The sequence below is a fragment of the Simplicispira piscis genome (assembly GCF_054783455.1).
Genome location: NZ_BAAGQN010000010.1, coordinates 66,153 through 90,013 on the forward strand (window position 1 = coordinate 66,153; position 23,861 = coordinate 90,013).

At 63.8% G+C, this 23,861-nt stretch carries 21 protein-coding genes; 5 read left to right on the forward strand and 16 right to left on the reverse strand.

What is annotated here, in order from left to right; translation table 11 throughout:
- The first annotated feature begins 70 nt into the window (after positions 1 to 70).
- Both ACYVOC_RS06455 and rng read left to right on the forward strand, forming a co-directional pair.
- A complete protein-coding gene (locus ACYVOC_RS06455) occupies positions 71 to 685 on the forward strand; it encodes a Maf family protein (protein ID WP_461161231.1) in 615 nt (204 codons plus the stop codon).
- Between the two features lie 32 nt (positions 686 to 717).
- On the forward strand, positions 718 to 2,205 hold the full coding sequence (gene rng, locus ACYVOC_RS06460; RefSeq protein ID WP_116005972.1) for a ribonuclease G: 1,488 nt from the start codon (positions 718 to 720) through the stop codon (positions 2,203 to 2,205).
- 675 nt (positions 2,206 to 2,880) lie between these two features.
- Here rng and ACYVOC_RS06465 read toward each other — a convergent pair.
- From ACYVOC_RS06465 to hemC, 11 genes are all read right to left on the reverse strand, one after another.
- Positions 2,881 to 3,438, reverse strand: a complete 558-nt coding sequence (locus ACYVOC_RS06465) for a dihydrofolate reductase family protein (protein WP_461161232.1) — start codon at positions 3,436 to 3,438, stop codon at positions 2,881 to 2,883.
- 251 nt (positions 3,439 to 3,689) lie between these two features.
- Positions 3,690 to 4,574 (reverse strand): UTP--glucose-1-phosphate uridylyltransferase GalU, encoded by an 885-nt coding sequence (gene galU, locus ACYVOC_RS06470; protein ID WP_461161233.1) that lies wholly within the window; start codon positions 4,572 to 4,574, stop codon positions 3,690 to 3,692.
- Between the two features lie 109 nt (positions 4,575 to 4,683).
- A complete protein-coding gene (locus tag ACYVOC_RS06475) occupies positions 4,684 to 7,566 on the reverse strand; it encodes a valine--tRNA ligase (protein WP_461161234.1) in 2,883 nt (960 codons plus the stop codon).
- A 467-nt stretch (positions 7,567 to 8,033) separates the two neighbouring features.
- Positions 8,034 to 8,609: a YceI family protein gene (locus ACYVOC_RS06480; protein ID WP_116003481.1), complete on the reverse strand. Its 576-nt coding sequence runs from the start codon at positions 8,607 to 8,609 to the stop codon at positions 8,034 to 8,036.
- A 63-nt stretch (positions 8,610 to 8,672) separates the two neighbouring features.
- Positions 8,673 to 9,254 carry a YceI family protein gene (locus ACYVOC_RS06485; protein ID WP_461161235.1) on the reverse strand — a complete coding sequence of 194 codons (582 nt, stop codon included), beginning with the start codon at positions 9,252 to 9,254 and terminating at the stop codon, positions 8,673 to 8,675.
- A 22-nt stretch (positions 9,255 to 9,276) separates the two neighbouring features.
- Positions 9,277 to 9,846 (reverse strand): cytochrome b, encoded by a 570-nt coding sequence (locus ACYVOC_RS06490; RefSeq protein ID WP_116003483.1) that lies wholly within the window; start codon positions 9,844 to 9,846, stop codon positions 9,277 to 9,279.
- 128 nt (positions 9,847 to 9,974) lie between these two features.
- A complete protein-coding gene (locus ACYVOC_RS06495) occupies positions 9,975 to 10,682 on the reverse strand; it encodes an MgtC/SapB family protein (RefSeq protein ID WP_116003484.1) in 708 nt (235 codons plus the stop codon).
- 310 nt (positions 10,683 to 10,992) lie between these two features.
- Positions 10,993 to 12,270 carry a heme biosynthesis HemY N-terminal domain-containing protein gene (locus ACYVOC_RS06500; RefSeq protein ID WP_461161236.1) on the reverse strand — a complete coding sequence of 426 codons (1,278 nt, stop codon included), beginning with the start codon at positions 12,268 to 12,270 and terminating at the stop codon, positions 10,993 to 10,995.
- Between the two features lie 20 nt (positions 12,271 to 12,290).
- Entirely contained in the window at positions 12,291 to 13,373 is a 1,083-nt protein-coding gene (locus ACYVOC_RS06505) for a uroporphyrinogen-III C-methyltransferase (RefSeq protein WP_461161237.1), read from the reverse strand.
- Positions 13,370 to 14,161: a uroporphyrinogen-III synthase gene (locus ACYVOC_RS06510; RefSeq protein WP_461161238.1), complete on the reverse strand. Its 792-nt coding sequence runs from the start codon at positions 14,159 to 14,161 to the stop codon at positions 13,370 to 13,372. The genes ACYVOC_RS06505 and ACYVOC_RS06510 overlap by 4 nt, the downstream gene beginning before the upstream one ends.
- A 4-nt stretch (positions 14,162 to 14,165) precedes the next feature.
- Entirely contained in the window at positions 14,166 to 15,092 is a 927-nt protein-coding gene (gene hemC, locus ACYVOC_RS06515; protein WP_461161239.1) for a hydroxymethylbilane synthase, read from the reverse strand.
- A gap of 36 nt (positions 15,093 to 15,128) precedes the next feature.
- Between hemC and ppc the strand changes: the two genes are divergently transcribed.
- Entirely contained in the window at positions 15,129 to 17,969 is a 2,841-nt protein-coding gene (gene ppc, locus ACYVOC_RS06520; RefSeq protein WP_461161240.1) for a phosphoenolpyruvate carboxylase, read from the forward strand.
- 44 nt (positions 17,970 to 18,013) lie between these two features.
- Here ppc and ACYVOC_RS06525 read toward each other — a convergent pair whose 3' ends face one another.
- A complete protein-coding gene (locus ACYVOC_RS06525; protein WP_461161241.1) occupies positions 18,014 to 19,243 on the reverse strand; it encodes a spherulation-specific family 4 protein in 1,230 nt (409 codons plus the stop codon).
- Positions 19,244 to 19,380: 137 nt separating this feature from the next.
- Between ACYVOC_RS06525 and ACYVOC_RS06530 the strand changes: the two genes are divergently transcribed.
- Together ACYVOC_RS06530 and ACYVOC_RS06535 are read left to right on the forward strand one after the other, a co-directional pair.
- Positions 19,381 to 20,100 (forward strand): hypothetical protein, encoded by a 720-nt coding sequence (locus ACYVOC_RS06530; protein ID WP_461161242.1) that lies wholly within the window; start codon positions 19,381 to 19,383, stop codon positions 20,098 to 20,100.
- Positions 20,097 to 20,636: a FlgO family outer membrane protein gene (locus ACYVOC_RS06535; protein ID WP_233521089.1), complete on the forward strand. Its 540-nt coding sequence runs from the start codon at positions 20,097 to 20,099 to the stop codon at positions 20,634 to 20,636. Before ACYVOC_RS06530 ends, ACYVOC_RS06535 begins: the two co-directional genes overlap by 4 nt.
- An 85-nt stretch (positions 20,637 to 20,721) precedes the next feature.
- Here ACYVOC_RS06535 and flhC read toward each other — a convergent pair whose 3' ends face one another.
- The 4 genes from flhC to ACYVOC_RS06555 form a co-directional block, all read right to left on the reverse strand.
- Complete coding sequence (flhC, locus tag ACYVOC_RS06540; RefSeq protein ID WP_461161243.1) at positions 20,722 to 21,294, reverse strand: flagellar transcriptional regulator FlhC; 573 nt, start codon at positions 21,292 to 21,294, stop codon at positions 20,722 to 20,724.
- Between the two features lie 53 nt (positions 21,295 to 21,347).
- Complete coding sequence (gene flhD, locus ACYVOC_RS06545) at positions 21,348 to 21,674, reverse strand: flagellar transcriptional regulator FlhD (protein WP_116003492.1); 327 nt, start codon at positions 21,672 to 21,674, stop codon at positions 21,348 to 21,350.
- A gap of 230 nt (positions 21,675 to 21,904) precedes the next feature.
- Complete coding sequence (locus ACYVOC_RS06550; protein ID WP_461161309.1) at positions 21,905 to 22,804, reverse strand: sulfurtransferase; 900 nt, start codon at positions 22,802 to 22,804, stop codon at positions 21,905 to 21,907.
- A gap of 66 nt (positions 22,805 to 22,870) precedes the next feature.
- A complete protein-coding gene (locus tag ACYVOC_RS06555; RefSeq protein ID WP_116003493.1) occupies positions 22,871 to 23,788 on the reverse strand; it encodes a DMT family transporter in 918 nt (305 codons plus the stop codon).
- Positions 23,789 to 23,861 lie beyond the last annotated feature (73 nt).

Below are 23,861 nucleotides of genomic sequence, written 5' to 3' on the forward strand. Positions count from 1 at the left end.
GCTATTGAATATATAGCTGTTAGCGCTTACTGAGTAAGCGCTAGAAGCCTATTTCTATTAAAATTTCCGCATGTCTGCATTCATATACCTCGCCTCGCAAAGCCCCCGGCGCAGCCAGTTGCTCGACCAACTGGGCGTGCGCCACACCCTGCTGCTGCCCAATGTGGAGGGCGACGTGGCTGAAGATGCCGAAGCCATCGAGCTTGCCCTGCCCGACGAGGCGCCTGACGACTATGTGCAGCGCGTGACCGCCCTCAAGCTGGGCGCAGCCGTGCAGCGCCGGGCGCGCCGGGGGCTGCCTGATGCGCCCATCCTGTGCGCCGACACCACGGTCACCATGGGCACCACCCTGTATGGCAAGCCGGTGGACGCGGCCGATGCCCGGCGTATGCTGGCCGAACTATCGGGCCACACGCACCGCGTGCTGACCGCCGTGGCCTTGCAGGCCGGGGCGCAGCGCTGGGCGGCGCTGTCGGTCTCGCAGGTCACGTTCGCCGAGCTTTCCCCTGCGCGCATTGCGGCCTATGTGGATTCGGGCGAACCCTTGGGCAAAGCCGGTTCTTATGGCATCCAGGGCCGTGCAGCGGCGCTGATTGCGCACCTGAGCGGCAGCTATTCGGGCATCATGGGCCTGCCGCTGTACGAGACGGCGCAGTTGCTGCGCACCGCAGGTTTTGCCTTCTGAGATCCACAAGTTGTGACACCCCCATGCCCACCATGCAACAAGACATTCTGATCAACTGGTCGCCCCAGGAAACCCGCGTGGCAGTGGTCGAGCATGGCGCAGTGCAGGAGATGCACATTGAACGCACGCTGGAGCGCGGCCTGGTGGGCAATGTCTACCTGGGCAAGGTCTCGCGCGTGCTGCCGGGCATGCAGTCGGCCTTCATCGATATTGGTCTGGAGCGCGCGGCCTTTCTGCATGTGGCCGACGTGTGGCAGCGCCAGGAGGGCGGCGAAGCCCCCATGTTCGCGCGCAAGGGTGAGCCGCAGGTGCCGATCGAGAAGCAGGTGTTCGAGGGCCAGTCGCTGATGGTGCAAGTCATCAAGGACCCCCTGGGCACCAAGGGCGCACGTCTGTCCACGCAAATCAGCGTTGCCGGGCGCCTGCTGGTGTTTTTGCCGCAGGACGACCATATCGGCATCTCGCAAAAAATCCCGGTGGCTGAGCGCGATGCCCTGCGCGCCCGCCTGCAGGCCCTGGTGGGCGATAAGTCCACGGGCGGCGGCGGAGGCTTCATCCTGCGCACCAATGGCGAGGATTCGACCGACGCCGAGCTGGCCGAAGACATTGCCTACCTGCGCAAGACCTGGGCGCGCACCAAAGAGGCCTCGCTGCGCCTGCCGCCCACTTCCCTCTTGCACCAGGACCTGGACCTGCTGCAGCGCGTGCTGCGCGACCTGGTGGGTGAGCACACCCAGGGCATTCGCATCGACTCGGCCGAGCAATTCCACCGGCTGCGCGCCTTTGGCCAGGAGTTCATGCCGGCCGCTGCGGGCAAGCTGCAGCACTATCGTGGCGAGCGCCCCATTTTCGACCTGTACTCCATTGACGAAGAAATCGCCCGGGCACTGGGGCGGCGGGTTGATCTCAAATCGGGCGGCTACCTCATCATCGACCAGACCGAGGCGCTGACCACGGTGGATGTGAACACTGGCGGCTACGTCGGCGCGCGCAATTTTGACGACACCATCTTCAAGACCAACCTGGAAGCAGCGGGCGCTATTGCCCGCCAGCTGCGCCTGCGCAACCTGGGTGGCATCATCATCGTGGACTTCATCGACATGGCGCAAAGCGGCCACCAGGACGCCGTGCTGACCGAGTTTCGCAAACAACTCGCGCGCGACCGCGTCAAAACCATGTCGGGGGGCTTCTCGCAACTGGGCCTGGTGGAAATGACGCGCAAGCGCACCCGCGAATCGCTGGCGCACATGCTGTGCGAGCCCTGCGCCGCCTGCCAGGGCCGGGGTGCCATACGTACGTCGCGCAGCGTGGCCTACGACATCCTGCGCGAAATCCTGCGCGAAGCCCGCCAGTTCAACCCCCGCGAGTTCCGCGTGGTGGCCGCACCGCAGGTGGTGGAGCTGCTGCTGGACGAGGAAAGCACCCATCTGGCGGGTCTGTCGGACTTTATTGGCAAGCCGATCTCATTGCAGTCGGAAGCCGCGCTCGGGCAGGAGCAGTACGACATCGTGCTGCTGTGAGGTTTTGTCGGGTGAGTGTTCTGCCCGGCCGCAGTCACAGGCGGGTGTGGAGGCCAGAGTGGATTGGATCGCCGAGGGAAGCGGTCTCGGATTGAACGGTGAGTGCCGACCTGCAGCCACTACCCACGGGCCGACCGGCTACTAGCGACAAAGTAGAAGAGCACGCATGGCAGGATGAGCAGACCGAAGAAGGCGAGCCCAACCATGGGGTTCTCTGAGCCGATGTGCTTGGGCAATTCAACGGCGTCGAGCGAGGCGTACAGACTGTGGGCAAGCGTCGGAGCAAACAGAACAGCGGACGCCATTTTTGGCGGGTTTGCGTGACCGAAAAACCAGCATGAGCGCCCAGAACGCACACGCAGCGGGCAGGAGCGGAATGCCGACAACCAAGATGAGCATGCCGTTCGAAGCATATGCGACGGCAGGCCAGAGACCAGGAGCCGTGCTGCTGTCGCTACGGATTTTTGAATGTGTCTCATGGGCTCGAACACCCGCGCTCATCGGAGAACCGGGCAACGCGAGGTCCGCCCGAGCGCAGCGCATTGTTGTTATGCCATTTCTAAATCACCCGTGTCGTTGTTGCTTCGCCTTGCCGTGCTACAGCACGGCCTGCGGCTTCGCGCCTAGACACGAATGACTTGGAAAAGGAATGAGGCGACATGACCCATCTCTGCATCAGCGTGCGCGCCGGTAGTGCATGGCGACCGCGCCGTTGCGCAGCGGTTTCGCCGAGACCAGCTCGAGCCGTCGCGTGCTGGGCAGCCCGCTTTGATACAGGGTTGGGCCGTGACCGGCGATTCTGGGGTGGACGAGCAATCTGTACTCGTCGATCAGGTCCAGCCGGTCCAATGCGGTCGCGAGCTTGCTGCTACCGAGGAGTACGCCGTCTGGGGTTGCGTCCTTGAGCTTCTGTACGCCCGTGCGCAGGTCTTCTGTGATGTGGTGGCTGTTGGTCCACGGGAAGTCCTTTCGCGCTCTGGACACCACGTACTTCGGCTTGGCCTCCAGCTTGAGCGCCCATTCGCGCATCGCCGGCGGTGCCTGCGTGTCGCCGTGGGCGACCGCTGGCCAGTAGCTCTCCATCATCTCGTAGGTGACGCGCCCCCACAGCATCGCCCCGCTCTCGTCCATGAGGCGGGTGAAGAAGGCGTGTGTCTCGTCGTCGGCGATTCCTTCCTGGTGGTCGACGCAGCCGTCCAGGGTGACGTTGATACTGAAGGTCAAGTGTCCCATGGTGTTCTCCGTTCGATATACGGGACGAGCCGCTCGCCGTCTGGCTCCAAGTGCACGAGCCCAATTCGCGAGGTACTCTCCCTATGCCGCCTACGGTTACTGTGTCGTGCAGGCCGTCGGTGGCAATCAGAAAGACATTGCCTGCCTGTACGAATCCCTCCCGGACGTGCATGGCGCCGGTGTGCGACGAATCGTGTCGCATATCACCAGCCTATCCGGGGTGCACATGGCGCGACTGGTTGCAGAGCAACTTACAGTGCCAGACCCTTCAGGTATTCCCGGAACGACTCCCCCACCTGCGGGTGCTGCAGCGCCAGCTCCACCGTGGCTTCCAGGAAGCCTTCCTTGCTCCCGCAGTCGTAGCGCTTGCCCTGGTATTGAAAGGCGTAGACAGCCTCATGCTCCATCAGGCGGGCAATGGCATCGGTGAGCTGGATCTCGCCACCGGCACCCGTCGATTGGTTGCGGATTTCATCAAAAATTGCAGGCGTGAGGATGTAGCGGCCGGCCACGCCCATGCGCGACGGTGCGTTCTGCGGCGCGGGTTTTTCCACGATGCGTTCGATGCGGATCAACTGCCCGCCCGCCGGTTCGCCCGCCACGATGCCATAGCGGTTCACTTGGTCTGCGGGCACTTCCTGCACGGCCAGCAGCGACCGGCCTTGCTGCCGGAAGGCCTGCACCATTTGCGCCAGCACGGGTTCGCCGTCCTGGGGGCCCATCATCAGGTCGTCGGCCAGCAGTACGGCAAAGGGCTCTTTCCCGACCAATGGTTCGGCGCACAGCACCGCGTGGCCCAGGCCCAGCGAGCGCGGCTGGCGCACAAAGGCGCAGTCCATGTCGTCGGGTTGCACCGAGCGCACCAGTGCCAACAGATCGTGCTTGCCTGACGTTTCCAGCTCGTTTTCCAGCTCGTAGGCGGTGTCGAAATGGTCTTCAATGGCGCGCTTGCTGCGACCCGTGACAAAAATCATGTGCCGGATGCCGGCTGCGTAGGCTTCCTCGACGGCGTACTGGATCAGGGGTTTGTCCACCACGGGCAGCATCTCTTTGGGGGATGCCTTGGTGGCAGGCAGGAAGCGGGTTCCGAGGCCTGCCACGGGGAAAACGGCCTTGCGGACGGAGGATTGGTGCATATTGGGTGCTCCTAAAAAATGAGCTGCTCGCGCTTGTAGATAAAGGAATTTAAATGGGTTTCGGTTCTAAATCTTTATCCAGAGAGCGCTGGCAGCTCTCTTTTTGATATCAACCCAGCCGGACCAACTGCTCCTGCAGCCGGGAGAGCAGGGCGCCGAAGTCGGTCAGGCGCTTCTTTTCCTGGTCGAGCACGGCGGCGGGGGCCTTGGCGACGAAAGCCTCGTTGGAGAGCTTGTTGTTGGCTTTGGTCATTTCACCTTCGATGCGCGTGATTTCCTTGGACAGACGGGCCTTCTCGGCGGCCACGTCGATTTCCATGTGCAGGCACAGGCGGGCCTCGCCCACCACGGCCACAGGGGCAGCCTGCGCTGCCGCTTGCCAGGCGGTCTCGTCGTCAAACACCTTGACTTCGCTGAGTTTGGCCAGCGCCTGCAGCACGGGGGCCGCGCCGCGCATGAAGTCCTGGTCGCCCACCACGAACAAGGGCAGGCGGGTGGCGGGCGAGACGTTCATCTCGCCGCGCAGCGTGCGGCAGGCGTCCACCAGCGATTTCAGGCGCACCATGTGCGCTTCGGCCGCCACGTCGATGCGTTCGGGCTGGGCTTCGGGATAGGCGGCTACGCTGACCGAGGGGCCTGCGCGCCCGGCCACGGGGGCTACGGTTTGCCACAGCGCTTCGGTCACGAAGGGGATGATGGGGTGCGCCAAGCGCAGGATGGTCTCGAGCGTGCGGATCAGCGTGCGGCGGGTGGCGCGCTGTTGCGCGGCAGAGCCGGTCTGGATCTGTACCTTGGCGATTTCCAGGTACCAGTCGCAGAACTCGTTCCAGACGAAGTCGTAGAGGGTGTTGGCCACGTTGTCGAGGCGGTAGTCGGCAAAGCCCTTGGCCACCTCGGCCTCGACGCGCTGCAGGCGCGAGACGATCCAGCGGTCGGCCTGGCTGAACGCCAGGAGCTCTGCGTTGCAGGCCGCGCTGCCGGGCTCGGCCAGGCCGCAGTCAAACCCTTCGCAGTTCATCAGTACGAAGCGGCTGGCATTCCAGAGCTTGTTGCAGAAGTTGCGGTAGCCCTCGCAGCGCTTGCTGTCGAAGTTGATGCTGCGGCCCAGCGACGCGAGCGCGGCGAAGGTGAAACGCAGTGCATCGGCACCATAGGCTGGTATGCCCTCGGGGAATTCCTTTTGTGTGTTCTTGCGCACGGTGGGCGCGGTTTCGGGCTTGCGCAGGCCGGTGGTGCGCTTGGCGAGCAGGGGTTCGAGCGCAATACCGTCGATCAGGTCCACCGGGTCGAGCACGTTGCCCTCGGACTTGCTCATCTTCTTGCCCTGCGCATCGCGCACCAGGCCGTGGATGTAGACATGCTTGAACGGCACGCGACCCGTGAAGTGTGTGGTCATCATGATCATCCGGGCGACCCAGAAGAAGATGATGTCGTAGCCCGTCACCAGCACGCTGCTGGGCAAATACAGGTTGTAGTCGTCGGTGGGCGCATCGCCTTGTTCAGGCCAGCCCATGGTGCTGAAGGGCACGAGGGCGGACGAGTACCAGGTGTCGAGCACGTCCTCGTCGCGGCGCAGGGTTTTTCCCGGCGCCTGCGCCTGGGCATCAGCTTCGCATTTGGCGACATACACCTTGCCGTCTTCGTCGTACCACGCCGGAATCTGGTGGCCCCACCACAGTTGGCGGCTGATGCACCAGTCCTGGATGTTGTTCATCCACTGGTTGTAGGTGTTGACCCAGTTCTCGGGAACAAAGGTCACCTCGCCGCTGGCCACGGCGTCGATCGCCTTTTGCGCGATGCTCTTGCCCGTAGGGTCCTGGTCGCTGACCTTGCTCATGGCGACAAACCACTGGTCGGTCAGCATGGGTTCGACCACCTGGCCGGTGCGGGTGCAGATGGGCACCATGAGCTTGTGCTTCTTGGTCTCGACCAGCGCGCCGCAGGCTTCGAGATCGGCCACCACCGCTTTGCGGGCCACGAAACGGTCCATGCCACGGTACTTTTCCGGGGCGTTGTCGTTGATGGTGGCGGCAAGCGTCAGCACGCAAATCATGGGCAGCTGGTGGCGCTGGCCCACGGCGTAGTCGTTCTGGTCGTGCGCGGGCGTGACCTTGACCACGCCGGTGCCGAATTCGCGGTCCACGTAGTCGTCGGCAATCACTGGAATCTGGCGGTCGCACAGCGGCAGGTTGACCCTTTGGCCGATGAGGTGCTTGTAGCGCTCATCCTCGGGGTGCACCATCACGGCCACGTCGCCCAGCATGGTCTCGGGGCGCGTGGTGGCCACCACGAGCTGGCCCGATCCATCGGCCAGCGGGTAGGCGATGTGCCAGAGCGAGCCGTCTTTCTCCTCGTTCTCCACTTCCAGGTCGGACACGGCGGACTGCAGCTTGGGGTCCCAGTTCACCAGGCGCTTGCCCCGGTAGATCAGGCCCTGCTGGTACAGGCGCACGAAGGTCTCGGTCACCACCTTGGAGAGCTTGTCGTCCATGGTGAAGTATTCGCGGCTCCAGTCCACGCTGTCGCCCATGCGGCGCATTTGGGTGGTGATGGTGTTGCCGCTCTGTTCCTTCCACTCCCAGACTTTGGCGACGAAGTTTTTGCGCGCCTCGGGCGGGGTGGGGCCCATGTCGTGGCGGCTGATGCCACGCTCCTGCAACTGGCGTTCCACCACGATCTGCGTGGCAATGCCCGCATGGTCGGTGCCGGGCACCCAGGCCGTGTTGAAGCCGCGCATGCGGTGGTAGCGGGTGAGGCTGTCCATGATGGTCTGGTTAAAGGCATGGCCCATGTGCAGCGTGCCGGTCACGTTGGGGGGCGGCAATTGGATGCAGAACGCGGGCTCGCCCGCCTGGGGCATGCCGGTGCCCCGGAAACCTGCATTGCCATAGCCGCGGGCTTCCCATTCGGGGCCCCACTGGGCTTCCAGCGCAGCGGGTTCGAAGGATTTGGACAGGGATTGCAGACCGGGTTGCTGGACAGGATCGTTCATGGGTACGCTGGGTCTTCTTGAAATAACAGCGGCACCCCTGGGGATGCCGCTGGGCCACCGGGCGTGGCTGGATAAGAGGTCGGGAACCGACCATTTTATGCGATCACCAGGCTGCACAAGCCCCTGAGCGCCCTGGCCGATGGCTGGCGGGTATGACTGGGGTAAGAGGCCGATGGCCTGGTCGTGCGGCAGGAGCGCAGGTGACCCCTGCCGGGAGTGGGCCGACGAGCGCATTGCGTTCGAGGGTTGGTTCAAGGTACCAGGGTTTTCTTGACGAAAGAGTGCTGTCCCGTGCGTTCCGCTGCGGAGCCAGCCGAGCATCGGTGCGTGATAAAAAAATGATACAAAATGGCCTCTGAAGCTTTCCTGTCAAGCGTCTGCAGCTATCAATAGATGAGTAAATTGTGGGTGTAAAAAACCCGCCAGCCGCAATGCACGGGTGGCGGGTTGGCGACCTGGGGACAGGTTTATTGTTTGACGGCCTCGACCTGCACCACCAGGCGCACGTTCTTGGCAAAGCCCCAGTCCACGCCGTAGTTCATGCCCCACTGCGTGCGGTCGATGGTGGCCTCGAAGTCGCCGCCGCAGACTTCGCGCTTGAGCATGGGGCTCTGGTAGCAGTTGAACTGGTTGGCCTTGAGCGTCACAGGGCCGGTTTTGCCCAGCAGCGTGAGCTGGCCGCTCACTTCGCTGACCTTGTCGCCGTTGAAGCTGAACTTGTCGGACACAAAGGTGATTTTGGGGTGCTGCGCTGCGTTGAACAGATCGGCGCTTTGCAGGTGCTTGTCGAACGCCGGGGTGCCGGAGTTGATGGAAGTGGCGTCAAAGCTGATCTCCACTTTGCCCGCCTTGCCCGCGCGGTCGAATTGCACCGTGCCTTCCTTCTTGTCGAAGCGGCCGCGGTTGACGGAGGCGCCAAAGTGGTTGATCTCGAAGGTGACGAAGGTGTGCGTCGGGTCGATGGTGTAGCTGGCCGATTCAGCCTGGGCCACGCCGGTGACAAGGGCTGCGGCTGCGGCCAGGGCGATGAAGGAAGTGCGCATGGGAGAGCTCCTGTAGAGGGTGGGAAGAACGTGGGAGAAAAATGGGGTGGGCGGCAGATGTGTTTAGAGCTTTCCCACGCCAGTGAGGGCCAGCTTGAACTTCACCTGAACTTCGTCGGCCACCATCGAGGTGTCGGCCCATTCGCCATCACCAATTTTGAAAACCAGGCGCTTGAGGGGCAGGCTCCCAGTGGCCGTGGTGGTGGCGCCCGATTGGGTCAGCACCACAGGTACCGTCACATCGGCCGAGGTGCCCTTGATGCTGAGCTTGCCTGAAACATCGAACTTGCCGCCACCCAGCGCCTTGATGCTGGAAGACTCGAAAACAGCCTGCGGAAACTGGGCTACGTTGAACCAGACCGGTTTGGGTAGTTCGGCATCGGTTTCACGCGCGCCCATGGTGGCGCTGCCGGTGTCCACCGTAAAGCGGATGCGGCTCGAAGCCAGCTTGGCAGGATCAAAGGCCAGTTGTGCATCGAATTTTTTGAAATGGCCCTGCAGGGGGACGCCCATCTGGCGTGCGCTGAATTCAATGCTGCTTTGAGCGAGAACCAACTGTTGTTGGGCCTGGGCGGGCATGCTGGCCCACAGGAGGGCGCTGGCGAAGGCCAGGTTGGGGATGGAGCGAAGCTTCTTGAGGTTCATTGGGTTGTGGGGGTGTCGGAAGTCAGCGGCGGCCAGGCAGCATGCGCTGCAGCAGGCCGTCGTTATCAATCCAGTGGTGCTTGAGGGCTGCTGCCACGTGCACCAGCACCAGCCCTGCCAGCATAAAGGCCAGCGTGGCGTGGGTGGCTTGGAGGAAATCGGCCAGTGGCTTGCTCACTGGAACAAAATCGGGCAGCGGGACGATGCCCAGAAACACGATCGGAAAACCCGCCGCTGAGCTGTAGGCCCAGCCTGCCAGCGGTACGGCGATGAACAATGCATACAGCGCCAGATGTGTGCCGTGGTGCGCCCATTTCTGCCAGCCGGGCATGGCTTGCTCCACCGCCGCAGGCAGCGCCGGTGGCCGGTGGGTGAGACGCCACAGAATGCGTACAAGCGACAGGGCCAGCACCGCCACACCCGCCCATTTGTGCCAGTTGTAGAGCTTCAGGCGCTGGGGGGAAAAGGGCAGATCGCTCATGTAGGTGCCCAGACCAAACAAACCCACCAGCACCAGGCCCAGCAGCCAGTGCAGGGCAATGGCCGTGGCGTTGTAGCGGCCGGTGTCTGGAGCGGAGGGAGAGCGTTGCATGGGGGTCTAGCGAGGGAAGGAGGTTTTGCTGCTGTGCTTGCTCCCAGTGTAGGAAGTCCAGGCCCCGTTCGGTTTCAACACGATTGACGCCATTATTCGAATATTTTGAATCGAATGGCGCTGCCAGTTCAATCTCCCGTGGGGGAGATGCCAAAGGCCCGGACGCTGGGCATCTGGCGCAGGGTGACTGCAATTTTTGACAGGTTTTCTGGCTTGTGGGTGCGTATCACCATGCGGTATTCGTAGAACAGGCCGTCGTCGGTGAGGCGCTGGCTCATATTGGCCACAGTGAAACCATGCTCCGCCAGGAAGGTCTTGAACAGCGGTTCCGGCATGACCTCCTCGCGGGCAAAGCGCACGAAATGGTGGGCATAGAAATGGGCCGGCATGCGGGCTTCGATCCAGCGGAAGATGGACAGGGTGGCCAGCGTCAGCGCGGTGGCCAGAATGGCCGGCATGTAAAAGCCGATACCCATCAAGACGCCAATGGCCGCAGTGATCCAGATGGACGCGGCGGTCGTCAGGCCGCGCACGGACAGCCCTTCCTTGAAGATGACCCCGGCGCCGAGAAAACCGATGCCGGTCATGATGCCCTGGGCCATGCGGGTGGGGTCGGTGCGTATGGTTTCGATTGCAATACCCGCCGGTATCCAGCGCGACTGGTACATGGTGACCATCATCAGCAGGCTCGATGCCAGGCACACCAGGGCATGGGTGCGAAACCCGGCCGGGCGACCATGGAAACTGCGCTCCAGCCCGATGATGGCGCCGGCCGTGAGTGCGCTGACGAGGTGGATGATGATCTGGATGTCGTCGCTGGCCAGAGTGAAATTCATGCTGTTTCTCCGTTGTTCTTTTGAGAGCGGCTCACAAAACTTTTCTGGCGTCGTTGCCGCGTCTGGTCGGGCTACCCGTATTGCCTGCGACACAGCGCCTGGCCAGAACCGCGTTGCTGAGTTTTGTTATCCGCTCTTATTCCAGATACCCATTGCTTAGCACCTGCACTCACCCGGATCTGGATACGGCAGGGTGCGAACGCGCCATCCTGGGGCCGTGGTTGGCGATCGCCTTTGCCCAAGATGGGCCGGTGTGCCAGTGTAGTGACTGCGGGCCTGAGGGGAAAGCAGGCCTTCGCACCATCGCTGTTCAGTCGGCCAGGGCGGCCTTCTTCCAGGCCTGTGCTGCAGCTTGGGCGTCGCCGCGTTGCTCGGCGAGTGTGGCCAGCTTGCTCCAGGCATTGCGGCGCAGAACGGCATCGTGCAGTTGCGGGGCCGCCTGGGTCAGCAGTTGCTGCGCCTTGCCCCAAAGCTGGCGTTGCGCGCAGGCCATACCCGCCAGGTATTGCAGTCGGTGATCGCGCGGGTTGGCTTGCTGCGCGGCTTCGATGCGTGCCAGCCAGGCGGCGTCCACATCGTCCAGGCCGGATTCCAGGGCCAGGATGAGTTTGAGTGCATTGTTTTCGGCCAAGGAGCCCGGCAGGTCCACCATGTGCTGCCATACCGGCAGCAGCCACTGGCGGACTTGTTCTGCGCTACCCCCCAGCCGGGCCAATTGCTGGGCGGCGTGGATGGCCAGCTCCGGCATGGCGCGCTCGCTGGCTTCGAACGACAGCCAGGTGGCCTGTAGCTGCGCTGGGTCGTGGGCGCCGTGGATGAGTTCGGTGGCCAGGCCGCGCACAATGCTTTGTGCCGCAGAAGCTGAGAACGCACGGTGTTTGCCCAGCAGGCGGGCGGTGTCCAGTGCGTTCTGTGTCTGGCCTGAGAGGCGTGCCGCCTTGAGCTTGATGCGCAAGGCCAGTGTGCGCCGTGCAGCGCCGTGCGGCAGGTTGGCCAGGCGTTCCAGCGCCGCTTCGGCCTCGCGGTCGTCCAGTGACCAGCGTGCTGCGCGCATGTGCGCGCCTTCGTGCAGTTCCTGCGCCTGCGCGGTGCGGCGTTCGGTGGCATGGCCCAGGGCCTGGTTCAGATGGTGTTCGCGCTGGGTGCGGTCTTGCAGCGCATGCGATGTCTCGGCGGCCACCATGTGTGCCAGGGTGCGCAACTGGTGGCCGTGGGGCACTGTGGCGCCGGCGTGCCCCAGGGCTCCTTCTTGTTCCAGCGCGGTCAATGCCGCCTTGCGTGAACGCAGAAAACGCCCGGCCAGCAGCTGTGCCAGGGCGTCCAGCAGGGCGCCGTGCATGGCGCGTTCTTTTTGCTGCTGGCGCCAGCGCTGCGCCTGGCGGGGCAGCTCCAGCAGCGCAGCGAGGCCGCGCAGAGCGGCATACAGCGTGACAAAGCCCAGGGTGAGTGAGAGCACCACCATGTTCAGGGAAAGATCGACGCGGTACGGTGGCCAGAACAGCGTGACCGTGCCCTGGTTGTTGCCGGCAAACAGTGCCGCCGCGACCGCTACGCCAAACAGGGCCAGGAGCCAGAGAGCTGCACGCATGGGGTTTTCCTGGCGCGTCTTCAGCGTCCGGCGGCCGCTGTGGCCAGGGCGGACAGGGTTTCATCCAGGCGCGGCATTTCGGCCGTTTTGATGTGCGCCTGGGCCTGCTGCAGCACCGTGGCCGCGCTTTGCGTGCGCCGCGATGCCGGGTCGAAGTATTTGTTCAGCGCGGCACTGGCCCCGGCCAGGTCGTTGCGGGCCGCATCGGTCTGGCGGGCCAGCACGCCCAGGCGGGCATTGAGCAGCTTGAGCTTGAGGTTTTCGCGCAGGAAAAAGGCCTGGTCGGGCGATACCAGAATGGCATCGGGCTGGTCGATGCGGCTCACGCGCACCAGGCCACGCGCTTCGTCACGCACCACTTCCCAACTGCGCTGCAGCACCGCCTGCCACCAGGCCTGGTCTTCGGGCGCTGGACCGGGGGCTTGTGCCGGTGCGGTTGCACGGGCATTCATGCGGCGTGTGGCCGCTGCCTGGGCAACGTCGTTTTGCAGGGGCAGGTCGTCCACCTGGCGCACCAGATCGTCCAGGCGCCCCAGCAGGCCCGCCGTGTCGGCCACACTGGCGCTGGCGATGCGTTCCAGGTCGCGGCTGATGGCGCGCTGCACGGGTGCCAACCGGGGCTGGGCGGCACGCTCGATGCGTTGCTGGGCGCTTTTGAGCGCCGCGATTAAAGGCTCCAGGCTACCAGTGAGCTGGGCCTGTTGCTGTGCCAGGCGCAGGCCTGATTCGATGTCCACCACCAGATTTTCGTCGCGTGAGCGCGACAGGCTCTGCATCAGTTCTTCGAGCTGGCTGCGCTGCAGAGCCACCTCGCTCACACGGGTTTCCTGTACTGTCAGGCGTGCGCTGGCTTCGGCGACTTGTTCCTGGGCCTGGCGTGCGATGGTGCGCGCCTCGATGGCCTGGGCATTGGCGTCCTGGCTCTGGCGAGCCAGGGTTTCCTGGATGGTGCTGAGTTTTTGCCACAACAGGCCGCTGGCCGCCAGGGCGACGACGGCAACGGTGCCCACGGCGTAGAGCAGCGCCTTGCCACCCTGGGCGCCACGGTGCACGGGCGCCGCGTCGGCGTGACTGGCTGGGTGAGGGTGGGGGGCTGCACTCATGGCATGGATTCTATCGAGGCTGCGACATCGGTCAGCGCCGGACGGCATTCGTGCACGCTGGCAAAGCCCAGGGCGTGGGCTGCTTGCGCAATGCGCGGGTGGGTGGCCAGTGCGTGGGCCCGGTCCCAGGCCTGGCCGGGCAGAGCTGCGCGCAGGTTGTCCAGGGCCTGGGAGCTGCTCAACAGCCACAGGGCACCGTCGCTGGCTGCCGTGCGGGCCTGTGTGCGCTGCGCCTCGGTCCAGTCGGGAGCGCCACGGGTATAGGCAACCACAAAATTTACGCGCCCCCCTGCGGCGGTGATCTGCTGCGCCAGCCAGTCGCGCCCCGTGCCTTGTTGGTGGGCACCCGCTTCGGTGCCGCGCACGATGAGAACAGCGTCGCCCGGGCCGATCTGCCGCTGCACCTGGGCCCATAGCGATTCGGAGTCGAACTGCGCAGCGTCGGCGGCGGGCTGATCGATGCAGGCGGCATCCACTCCCAGCATTTGCAGCGCGTGGGCTGTTCCTGGGCCGGGTGACCAGACTCTTGTTTTGATAGCTGCTTGCGCTTGTCCAGTAAGCGTTAGAGCCGTATTTTGATCAAAAAAATGTTGTGCAGCGTTGCTGCTGACGACCATCACGGCGCGGTAGTTCGTGATGTGGTCGCGGGCGGCCTGTAGCGCATCTGCGTCGGTCGGTGGGGAGATGGCAATCAGGGGCAAGGCCTGCGCAGCAATGCCGCGCGCCTGCAGTGCGGCCACCCACTGCAGGGCCTCGCGCTCGGGCCGGGTGACGATCACGCGGGGCATGGTATTAGCCTGTGGCGCCGCCTGCCCGCAGCTCGGTTGCTACGCCTTCGCCCAGGGTGTTGGCCTGCTCCAGCGTGGTGACGGGGCCCTGGGCACTGGCGCGCACCAAGGCCATGCGGCCCTCGGGGTCGCCCCAGGCGGCATCGATGTGGAGTTGACCACCTTCGAAACGCGCGTGCGCAGCCAGCGGCATGGAGCAACTGCCGCCCATGCAGCGGCTGACGGCGCGCTCGGCGGTCACGGTGAGCCAGGTGGGCATGTGCGCCAGTGGGGCCAGTGCGGCCACCAGATCCTGGCGGTTGCTGCGCACCTCAATGCCTAAAGCGCCTTGCCCGGCGGCGGGCAGCATCTCGGTGCGGTCGAATTCGGTGCGAATGCGTTCCTGCAGGCCCAGGCGTTTGAGGCCGGCCGCCGCCAGAACGATGGCGTCGTACTGGCCTTCATCGAGTTTGCGCAGGCGCGTGTCGAGATTGCCCCGCAACGGCTCGATCTTCAGGTCGGGGCGCAGCGCCTGCAGCAGCACCTGGCGGCGCAGGCTGGAGGTGCCAACGACAGCGCCGTGGGGAAGGTCTTGCAGGCGGGCGTAGCGGGGCGAGACAAAAGCGTCGCGCGGGTCTTCGCGCTCCATCACGCAGGCGAGAAGCATGCCTTCGGGCAGCACCATGGGCACATCCTTGAGCGAGTGCACGGCGATGTCGGCTCGGCCGTCTTCCAGAGCGGTTTCAAGTTCTTTGACAAACAGGCCTTTGCCGCCGACTTTGCTCAAAGAACGGTCCAGAATCTGGTCGCCCAGCGTGGTCATGCCCAGCAGCGATACGTGGTGGCCGCGCGCGCGCAACAGGGCCTGCACATGTTCAGCCTGCCACAGGGCCAGGCGGCTCTCGCGGGTTGCGATCACGATGGGTGGGAGAGGGGGGCTTTGGGGCGTCATGCTTTTGCAGGGAAAGGTCCAGCGCGGGATGCTAGCATGCTGCGCTGCAGCAGCCTTGCCGGTGCGGGGGTGCGACCAGGAGACAACGCCGTGAACACCAAAAAGACCGACAAAGACCGCCCCTTGATCCAAGATATTCGCCTGCTGGGCCGCATCCTGGGCGATGTGATCCGCGAACAGGAGGGCGTGGCCGCGTTCGAGCTGATCGAGCAGGTGCGCCAGCTTTCCGTGGCTTTCCGGCGCGATGCCGACCACGAGGCCGACAAGGCACTGAAAAAGCTGCTCAAGGGCCTATCGGCCGACCAGACGGTGAGTGTGATCCGGGCGTTTACCTATTTCAGCCACCTGGCCAACCTGGCCGAAGACCGCCACCACATTCGCCGCCGCACCATCCGCGAACGCGCTGGCGACACGCAGGAGGGCAGCATCGAGGTGGCGTTGGCCCGTTTGCGCTGGGCCGGTATTTCATCGCAGCAGGTGGCGCAGACCCTGGCCAGCAGCTACGTGGCACCGGTGCTCACGGCCCACCCCACCGAAGTGCAGCGCAAGAGCATTCTGGATGCCGAACGCGACATCGCCCAACTGCTCACCGTGCGCGATGACATCGCCGAGCGCGCCCAGATCTACAACGCCGCCCGCGATGCGCTGACCCCGCGCGCCCTGGCCGCCAACGAAGCCCAGTTGCGCGCCCGCGTGGCGCAGCTGTGGCAGACACGCCTGCTGCGCTACAGCAAGCTCACCGTGGCCGACGAGATCGAGAACGCACTTTCTTATTACGAGGCCACCTTTCTGCGCGAGATTCCCAAGATCTACGCAGAGCTCGAGCGTGAGCTGGGCGACCAGTCCGTGCACAGTTTTTTGCGCATGGGCCAGTGGATCGGCGGCGACCGCGACGGCAACCCCAATGTCAGCGCCGACACACTGGCGCAGGCGCTGCGCCGCCAGAGCGAGGTGGCGTTGCGCCACTATCTGACAGAGGTGCACCTGCTGGGCGGCGAGTTGTCGCTGTCGGCGCGCTTGGTCGACGTTTCTCCCGCGATGCAGGCCCTGGCGAACAGCTCGCCCGATACCAGCGAGCACCGCCAGGACGAGCCCTACCGCCGGGCGCTGACCGGCATTTACGCACGCCTGGCGGCTACCTTGGAGACACTCAGTGGAGGCGCCGCCGCACGCCATGCCGTGGCGCCGCAAAACCCCTACCCGGACGCTGCCAGCTTCCTCGCCGAGCTGCGCACCATTGAGGCATCGCTGCAGGTCCACCACGGCGCGCCGCTGGCAGCGCAACGCCTGCACCCGCTGATCCGTGCGGTGGAAGTGTTTGGTTTTCACCTTGCCACGGTGGACTTGCGCCAAAGCTCCGACCAGCACGAGCGCGTTGTGGCTGAACTGCTGGCCGTGGCGCGCATCGAGCCTGATTACAGCGCGCTGTCCGAGGAGCAACGCCGCGCCGTGCTGCTGCGCCTGCTGCAGGACGCCCGCCCCTTGCGCGTGATGGGCACGCAATACTCCGAACACACGCGGGGCGAGCTGGCCATTTTTGAGACGGCTTTGCGCATGCGCCAGCGCTATGGGGCCGAGGCGATCCGCCACTACATCATCAGCCACACCGAAACGGTGAGCGACTTGCTGGAAGTGCTGCTGTTGCAAAAAGAAGTGGGCTTGATGCGCGGCACCCTCGATGGTGAAGCCAGCGCCGACCTGATTGTGGTGCCGCTGTTTGAAACCATCGAAGACCTGCGCAACGCCGCGCCCATCATGCGTGCGTTCTACCAGTTGCCCGGCGTGACGGCCCTGGTGCAGCGCTCGGGCGCCGAGCAGGACATCATGCTGGGCTACTCCGACAGTAACAAGGATGGCGGTATCTTCACCAGCAATTGGGAGCTGTACCGCGCCGAAATTGCGCTGGTGGAGTTGTTTGACGAGCTGCCCCACATCCGCCTGCGCATGTTCCACGGCCGCGGCGGCACGGTGGGGCGCGGCGGCGGCCCCAGCTACCAGGCCATCCTGGCGCAGCCGCCAGGCACGGTGCGCGGCCAGATCCGTTTGACCGAGCAGGGCGAGGTGATCGCATCCAAGTACGCCAACCCCGAAATTGGCCGGCGCAACCTCGAAACCCTGGTGGCCGCCACGCTGGAGGCCACGCTTTTGCAGCCCACCAAGTCAGCCACGCCCGCTTTTTTGCAGGCAGCGGCGCAACTGTCGCAGACCAGCATGGCCGCCTACCGTGCGCTGGTGTACGAAACCCCGGGCTTTACCGACTACTTTTTCAACGCGACCCCGATCCGCGAAATCGCCGAGTTGAACATCGGCTCGCGCCCCGCCTCGCGCAAGCCCAGCCAGAAGATCGAGGACTTGCGCGCCATTCCGTGGGGTTTCAGTTGGGGGCAGTGCCGCCTGACCCTGCCCGGTTGGTACGGTTTTGGCTCGGCTGTAGAGAGTTTTCTGAACGCCGATGGACACGACGCCAAGGCACAGCTGGCGCTGCTGCGCAAGATGTACCGGCAGTGGCCGTTTTTCAGCACCCTGCTGTCCAACATGGACATGGTGCTGGCCAAAAGCGACCTGGCCCTGGCCTCACGCTACAGCGAGCTGGTGCAGGATGCGCGCCTGCGCAAGAAGGTGTTCGGCGCCATCGAGCAAGAGTGGCACCGCACGGCCGACGTGCTGACGCGCATTACCGGCGACAAGCAGCGCCTGGCGCACAACACCGCCCTGGCGCGTTCGATTCGCCACCGCTTTCCCTATATCGACCCGTTGCACCACCTGCAGGTCGAACTGGTGCGCCGCTGGCGCGCGGGGCAGGGGGATGAGCGGGTGCAGACGGGTATCCACATTTCCATCAACGGGATTGCGGCGGGGTTGCGCAATACGGGGTGATGGGGCGGGTGGGCGGGTGGCACGCAAGGCGCCACCCGAGGCCGTCAGCAGGTGGGAAGGGGGTTGCCCTTGTTGGTGGCGTCCACGGTGCCCAGGAAGGATTTCCAGTAAGCGGTGGCCGGCAGCGTAGACCAGGGGGCGCCAACGGCCTGGTCGGTGACGAAGATCCAGCCCGTATTCATGCGTGGCAAATGGGCCCGGGCCACGGCTGCTTTCATGTCCGAGCAGGTACTGGCCGAATGCACCTGCATGGCCTGCGCGACGTTCTGCTTGTCGTAGACCCACGAGGCGCTGGCGGTCTGCGGATCCGTGGTCTGGTAGTTGGTGGCCGAGCCGCTGTGGGTCACCAGTACGTTGACGAGGGCCGCGTACTCCTTGGCGGGGTAGGTGGCAGGGTTGCCGACCACGAGGGGCGGTGTGGTTCCCAGGCCCGTTTTTTCTGCGATGCGGGCGGTGAGGGGTTGGTAGAACGACGCGATGAGGTTGCGGTCAACGGCCATGCCGTCCAGGTAGAAACCGTCGATCTTGGTGCCGTAGCCCGCACTGTACTGGTCGATGGTGGTCTGGACGTCGGTCAAAGAGATCGTGCCGGTGGTGCCGCCCCCGGTGGCGATATAGCCCAGCACCTTGGTGCGGGGGTGCGCGGTTTTGAGCGCGCCGATGGCGGTGACGAGCGCGCTGTCCGGTGTGTAGGTGCCAGTGGGGATGATGCCGCTGACAGCGTTGTCGGGCTTCACGATGACGTTGATCTGAACGTCTGGATAGCTTTGGGCTGCGGTGGTGAGCGCGGTCCAAACGGCGGCGTTGGTGCTGGCGCTGAAATAAGCGGGCACCAGCACTTGCAGCTTGTCCGGGGCGGGGCGCACGTAGGCAGCAAAATTTTCAAGGACCGTATTGGTCGCCGTGGCCTTGGCCGTGATGGACATGGCGCCTGTCGTGGCGGCCAGAGGCACACTCAGCGTGGTCGAGGCAATCCCACCCCTCGGTTGGACTGATACGGGGCTGGTTGTGCCCTGGGTGGCCGAAAAAACGACCGTAACGTCGTCTGCATTGCCGCCATCCTTGGTGGCTTGCACAGACAAAGTGTTCGAGGTGGACCCCTGGTCGAACACGTTGGCATGGATGTCGTTCAGGAAGCGCAGGCTGACCACTCCGGACGGAGGGGGTTGAACCGGCGGATTTTTTTCGGTACCGCCCCCACAGCCCGCCAGCATGGCAGCGAGAAACAGGGGTGCAGCGGCAAGGCGGTAGGGGGAGTGAACGTGATGGTGCATACAGTCTCCATGGAATTTTCAGGTGCCATTGTGCCGGGTTGTTGTTGCAGCGGGGCGGTGCCAAGCCTTGGTTCTGGCCTGAAAAAAGTGCTCTGTTGCACCGATCGCAGCAGGCCCGAATCGCTACGATGGCGTGCATGCCTTCACCCATTTGCCGTATTTCAGCGCTGCTCGCAGCGGTGTTATTGGTTGGCTGCAGTACCTTGGATGTGCCGCGTGCTGACAACTACCCTGCCACCGGCCAGAAGAAGGCGCGCGCTGTTCACCACTGGAGCGTGCTTGCCGATGACGTGGCTTCGCGCGTCGCGGAAAAAATCGTTGCTTGGCCTGCGGGGGAATACCCCATTTATGTCAAGGCGGCGAACAGCTCCAGCTTCGATCAGGGTTTTTTGAGTCTTTTGCGCGTGCGCTTGTTGGATCGAGGCGTGGTTTTGTCTGTGGTGCCTACAGACGTTGAGTTGGAGGTGCAGACGCAACTGGTACAGCATGAAGCGACCGGGCCCCGTAATTCACCCATTCCCCTGCCTTGGACCATGCTGGCTTCGGGCGTAGGTGTGTGGCGCGACTGGGATGTGCATTACTCCGATCGGACGTTACTGCCCGGTGTGGCAACCGTGATCGGGGTGGGTGTCGGCTTGGCCTTGGATTTGGCGCAGCGCCATACCCAAGGCGATGCGGCGGGCGGACCCACGCGCACCGAAGTGCTCATTACCACCACGCTCAAGTCCCACGACCGCTATCTGGCCGGTTCTGCAGACATGTATTACATCGAGCGTGCCGATGCCGTGTTGTACCAACCTCCGACCCCTGTGGCGCCGCTGTCTCCCGTTAAAACCTGGAAAGTGGTGACGCCATGATGCGCCGCATGCGATGGGGTGTTCTGTGCGCTGCGGTGCTGGCAACTTCGGGGTGCGCGCAGTATTACTATGGCGAGCGCGGTGGCGTTCTGCAGCGCACGGATGTGCTCAAGACCAACTACGATGCAGCCGATCGCCTGCTCCAGAACGCGCCGCTGGATCCACGGCGCAGCGTGCTGGTTTCCACGATCGTGAATGTGGACCGGCTCCATGAGTCGTCCCGTCTGGGGCGGCTTTTCTCGGAGCAGATTGCCGGTCGCCTCGTGCAGCGCGGTGTACCCGTCACCGAAGTGCGCCTGCGTGAGCAACTGGCGCTGCAGCCGGCACATGGAGAATTGCTGCTCTCACGCGAGTTGCGCGAGGTCAGCCAGGCGCATGATGCCCAGGCCGTGGTGGTAGGCACCTATGCGGTGTCTGGAGCCATGGTGTACGTGAGCCTCAAACTTGTTAACCCGCTGGGCAACCAAGTGGTGGCAGCGAGTGACTATGCGCTGCCGATGGATGACAACATCCGTGGGTTGTTGCAGGGGCGTTGACTGATGCTTTAAATATGATAGCTGTTGGTGCTTTATACATAAGCGCTACAGGCATATTTTATGGATATTTTGGAGCTTGCTCTTATCAGTGCAACATCAGCGCGCCGGCACTCTTGCTTTTGCCGGCCCGGGCCGGTGGGTTGCACAGGCCGCAGGTGAAGTGGCGGTTCTCGTACAGCTCGGTCACAAACTGGCCACTGCATTGAGCGCATTTGGTGCGGGTCAGCATGCCGGCGTCGACAAACTTCACCAGGCGCCATGCGCGCGTGAATGACAGCAAGGGCTCGACTTGTGCGGCAACAATTTGCTCGTTGTACAGGCGGTAGGCCTTGGTCAGCAGTTCCACCGAGTCCAGATCCACGCCTTTGGAGAGGTACTCGTAGATGTTGAGGAACAGCGAGCTGTGGATGTTCTCCTGCCAGGTGAGAAACCAATCGGTGGAAAACGGCAGCTGTCCCTTGGAGGGAGACTTGCCTGCGATTTCCTTGTACAGACGGATCAGGCGCTCGTACGACAGCGTGGTCTCCGACTCCAGTACCTGCATGCGTGCGCCCATCTCGATCAGCATGGCTGCGCGTTCGATCTGCCGGGATTCATTGAGCACGCTCTTGGCGGCGGGCTTGGCGGCTTTTGGGGGGGTGTCGGTGGTGGCGGTCATGGCGTTTCCTGGTCGTGGGGGTGGCAGCGTGGTCTGTACAGGAGCGGGGGTGCTCAGAGCACCTCGGAGACCCGGCTGGCCATCAGGATGTTGGCGTGCAGCGTGTTCGTGGCCTCGTTGCCTACCTTCGAGGCGGAATGGTTGGTCAACAGGCTCCACACCAGGTTGTCGTCCACCCGGAAGCTGCAAAGAAGGGTGTTTCTGGAGGCCAGTTTCATCACTTGCGCGGCGGACAGGGATGACAAAATATCGGCGGCGTCTTCGTTCAGGCCCAGACGGAAAACTGCTTCCGCCTTGTCCTGGCGGATCAGGGTCTGCGCCAGCATCAGGTAGGTGAGGTTGGCTTCGCGGATTTCGGCGAGCAGTTGTTCGTTGGTCATGGGGGCATCCTTTCCATTCCCGGATCGTTGGCTACTTGCCGCATGCAAGTTTTCGCGATCCGTTGAAATGGATTGTGAATTCGCCCCAATCAAAAATTAAGTCGGGGTTTGGCTGTGCTGTGCGTCTGGTTTCGCGGCCTGCCTTGTAGGAATTTGCCTTACAAGGGGCGGGCCAATCAACGCTGTCACGCCTGTGATGAGGCCTGCTGCCCGTGCAGCCAATCCGCTGCCTATCCGCGCTCGACCGGGCGGGCAGGGTCGCTGCACCATTCGCTCCAGCTGCCTGCAAAGAGCGTGGTTTTTCCGAGCCCTGCCCGTTCCATGGCCAGCACATTCGGGTTGGCGGTGACGCCGCTGCCGCAGTGGTGCACTACGCTGGCAGGGTCGCGCCCCGCCAGCAGCGCCAGGAATTCGGCGCGCAGCACTTCCGGGCTTTTGAAGCAGCCGTCTGGGCCAAAGTTGTCGCTAAAAGGGCGGTTGAGTGCCCCCGGAATATGGCCAGCCACGGGGTCCAGGGGTTCCACTTCTCCGCGGTAGCGTGGTGTGGCGCGGGCGTCGATGATGGTTTGATTGGGCTGCCCCAGGCCTTGCAGCACGTCGCCCACGGTGGCTAGCGTGCGCAGAGGCGCCGCTACGCGGAAAAGTGACTGGAAATGCGCCGGTTCGCTGCCGTGCGACAGTGGTCCGTTCGCCGCCTTCCAGGCCTGCAGCCCGCCATCGAGCACGGCCACGTTGGCATGGCCCAGCCATTGCAGCATCCACCACAAGCGTCCGCAATAACTGCTGGCGTTGCGGTCGTACACCACGGCCTGCATATCGTTGGAAAACCCCACGCTGCTGAGCCAGGCCGCAAACTTTTCGCGGCTGGGCAAGGGGTGGCGACCGCCCGATGCGGGTGTGTCGGCATCTGTGGCAATGATGGTGCCGCTAGCGCCTGGCGCGCCATGGCGGGCTGAGAGTGCGTTGTCAAGGTGGGCATAGACGGCACCAGGGATGTGTTCGGCAAGATACTGCTGCTCGCCCGCACCAGGGGCAGCCAGATCAAAGCTGCAGTCGAACACCATCAGCGGTGTGCCGCTGGCCGTCAGAGCTTGCAGTTCAGGAACGGAGATCAGCGTGGTGTAGTGCATGGACATGAACGTGTGAAAGAAGGTGCAGACGTCATTGTGGTCTCGCTGATGGAGCCTTCCGCCGATTCAGTGTTCTTCGGCCGGTGCGCCGGGTGCTGCGCGGGCCCGCAGCACGGTGGCGACAATGCCGCTGCCCACGATGAGCGCCATGCCCACCCAGCCCAGCAGGGTGATGATGTCGTCAAACAGCAGCACACTGAAAAGAGATGCGAAAACAATGCCCGAATACTGCAGGTTGGCCACGACCAGCGTGGCGCGCTGGGTGTGCGCGCTGGCATAGGCGCGTGTCATGCACAGTTGCCCGCCGGCGGCCAGCACCCCAATGGGCAATAGCCATAGTCCAGGCCAGCCAGGCCATGGCGAGGTGCCCGTGACCAGCAGGGCCGCGCCGCCGGCCACGGCAGAGCCCACGGCAAAATAAAACACGGTGCGCGTTTCGGGCTCCCCCATGCGCGAGAGCGCGACCACCTGCATGTAGGCAAAGGCGGCCGACAGGCCTGAGAGCAAGCCCACCAGGCCAGCGAAAACCTGCTCCTGGCTTTGATCGATGCTGGGCCGCAGCATCATGACCACTCCGGCAAAACCGGCCAGCACCGTGAGGATCAGCGGCCCCTGCAGGGCAGGCCGGGGCGTTGCAGCCGTGGGGCGCCAGGCCAGCAGCGTGCCGCCCACCAGAAAGGCGGCGATCCACACGCTGCTCATGTAGTTCAAGGTAATGGCCGTGGCCAGCGGCAGGTGGGCAATGGCATAAAACCAGGCCCCTAGCGAAGTCACGCCTACCAGGCTGCGCCAGGCGTGCATGCCAGGGTAGCGGGTGGCGAGCGTGATGCCTTGTGAGCGCGCCAGCAATGCCAGGATCGCCATGCCGATAAACCCCCGGTAACACACCAGTTCGGCAGGGTTGAAATACTCCGATGCCAGCTTCACGCACACCCCCATGCTGGCAAACATGAAGGCGGCCAGAACCATCCAGAGGGCTTGCATAGGTGCGGGGGGGTTTCAAATAAAAATAGCTGCCAGCGCTTATTGGGCAAGCGCTGGCAGCTATTGTAATGAG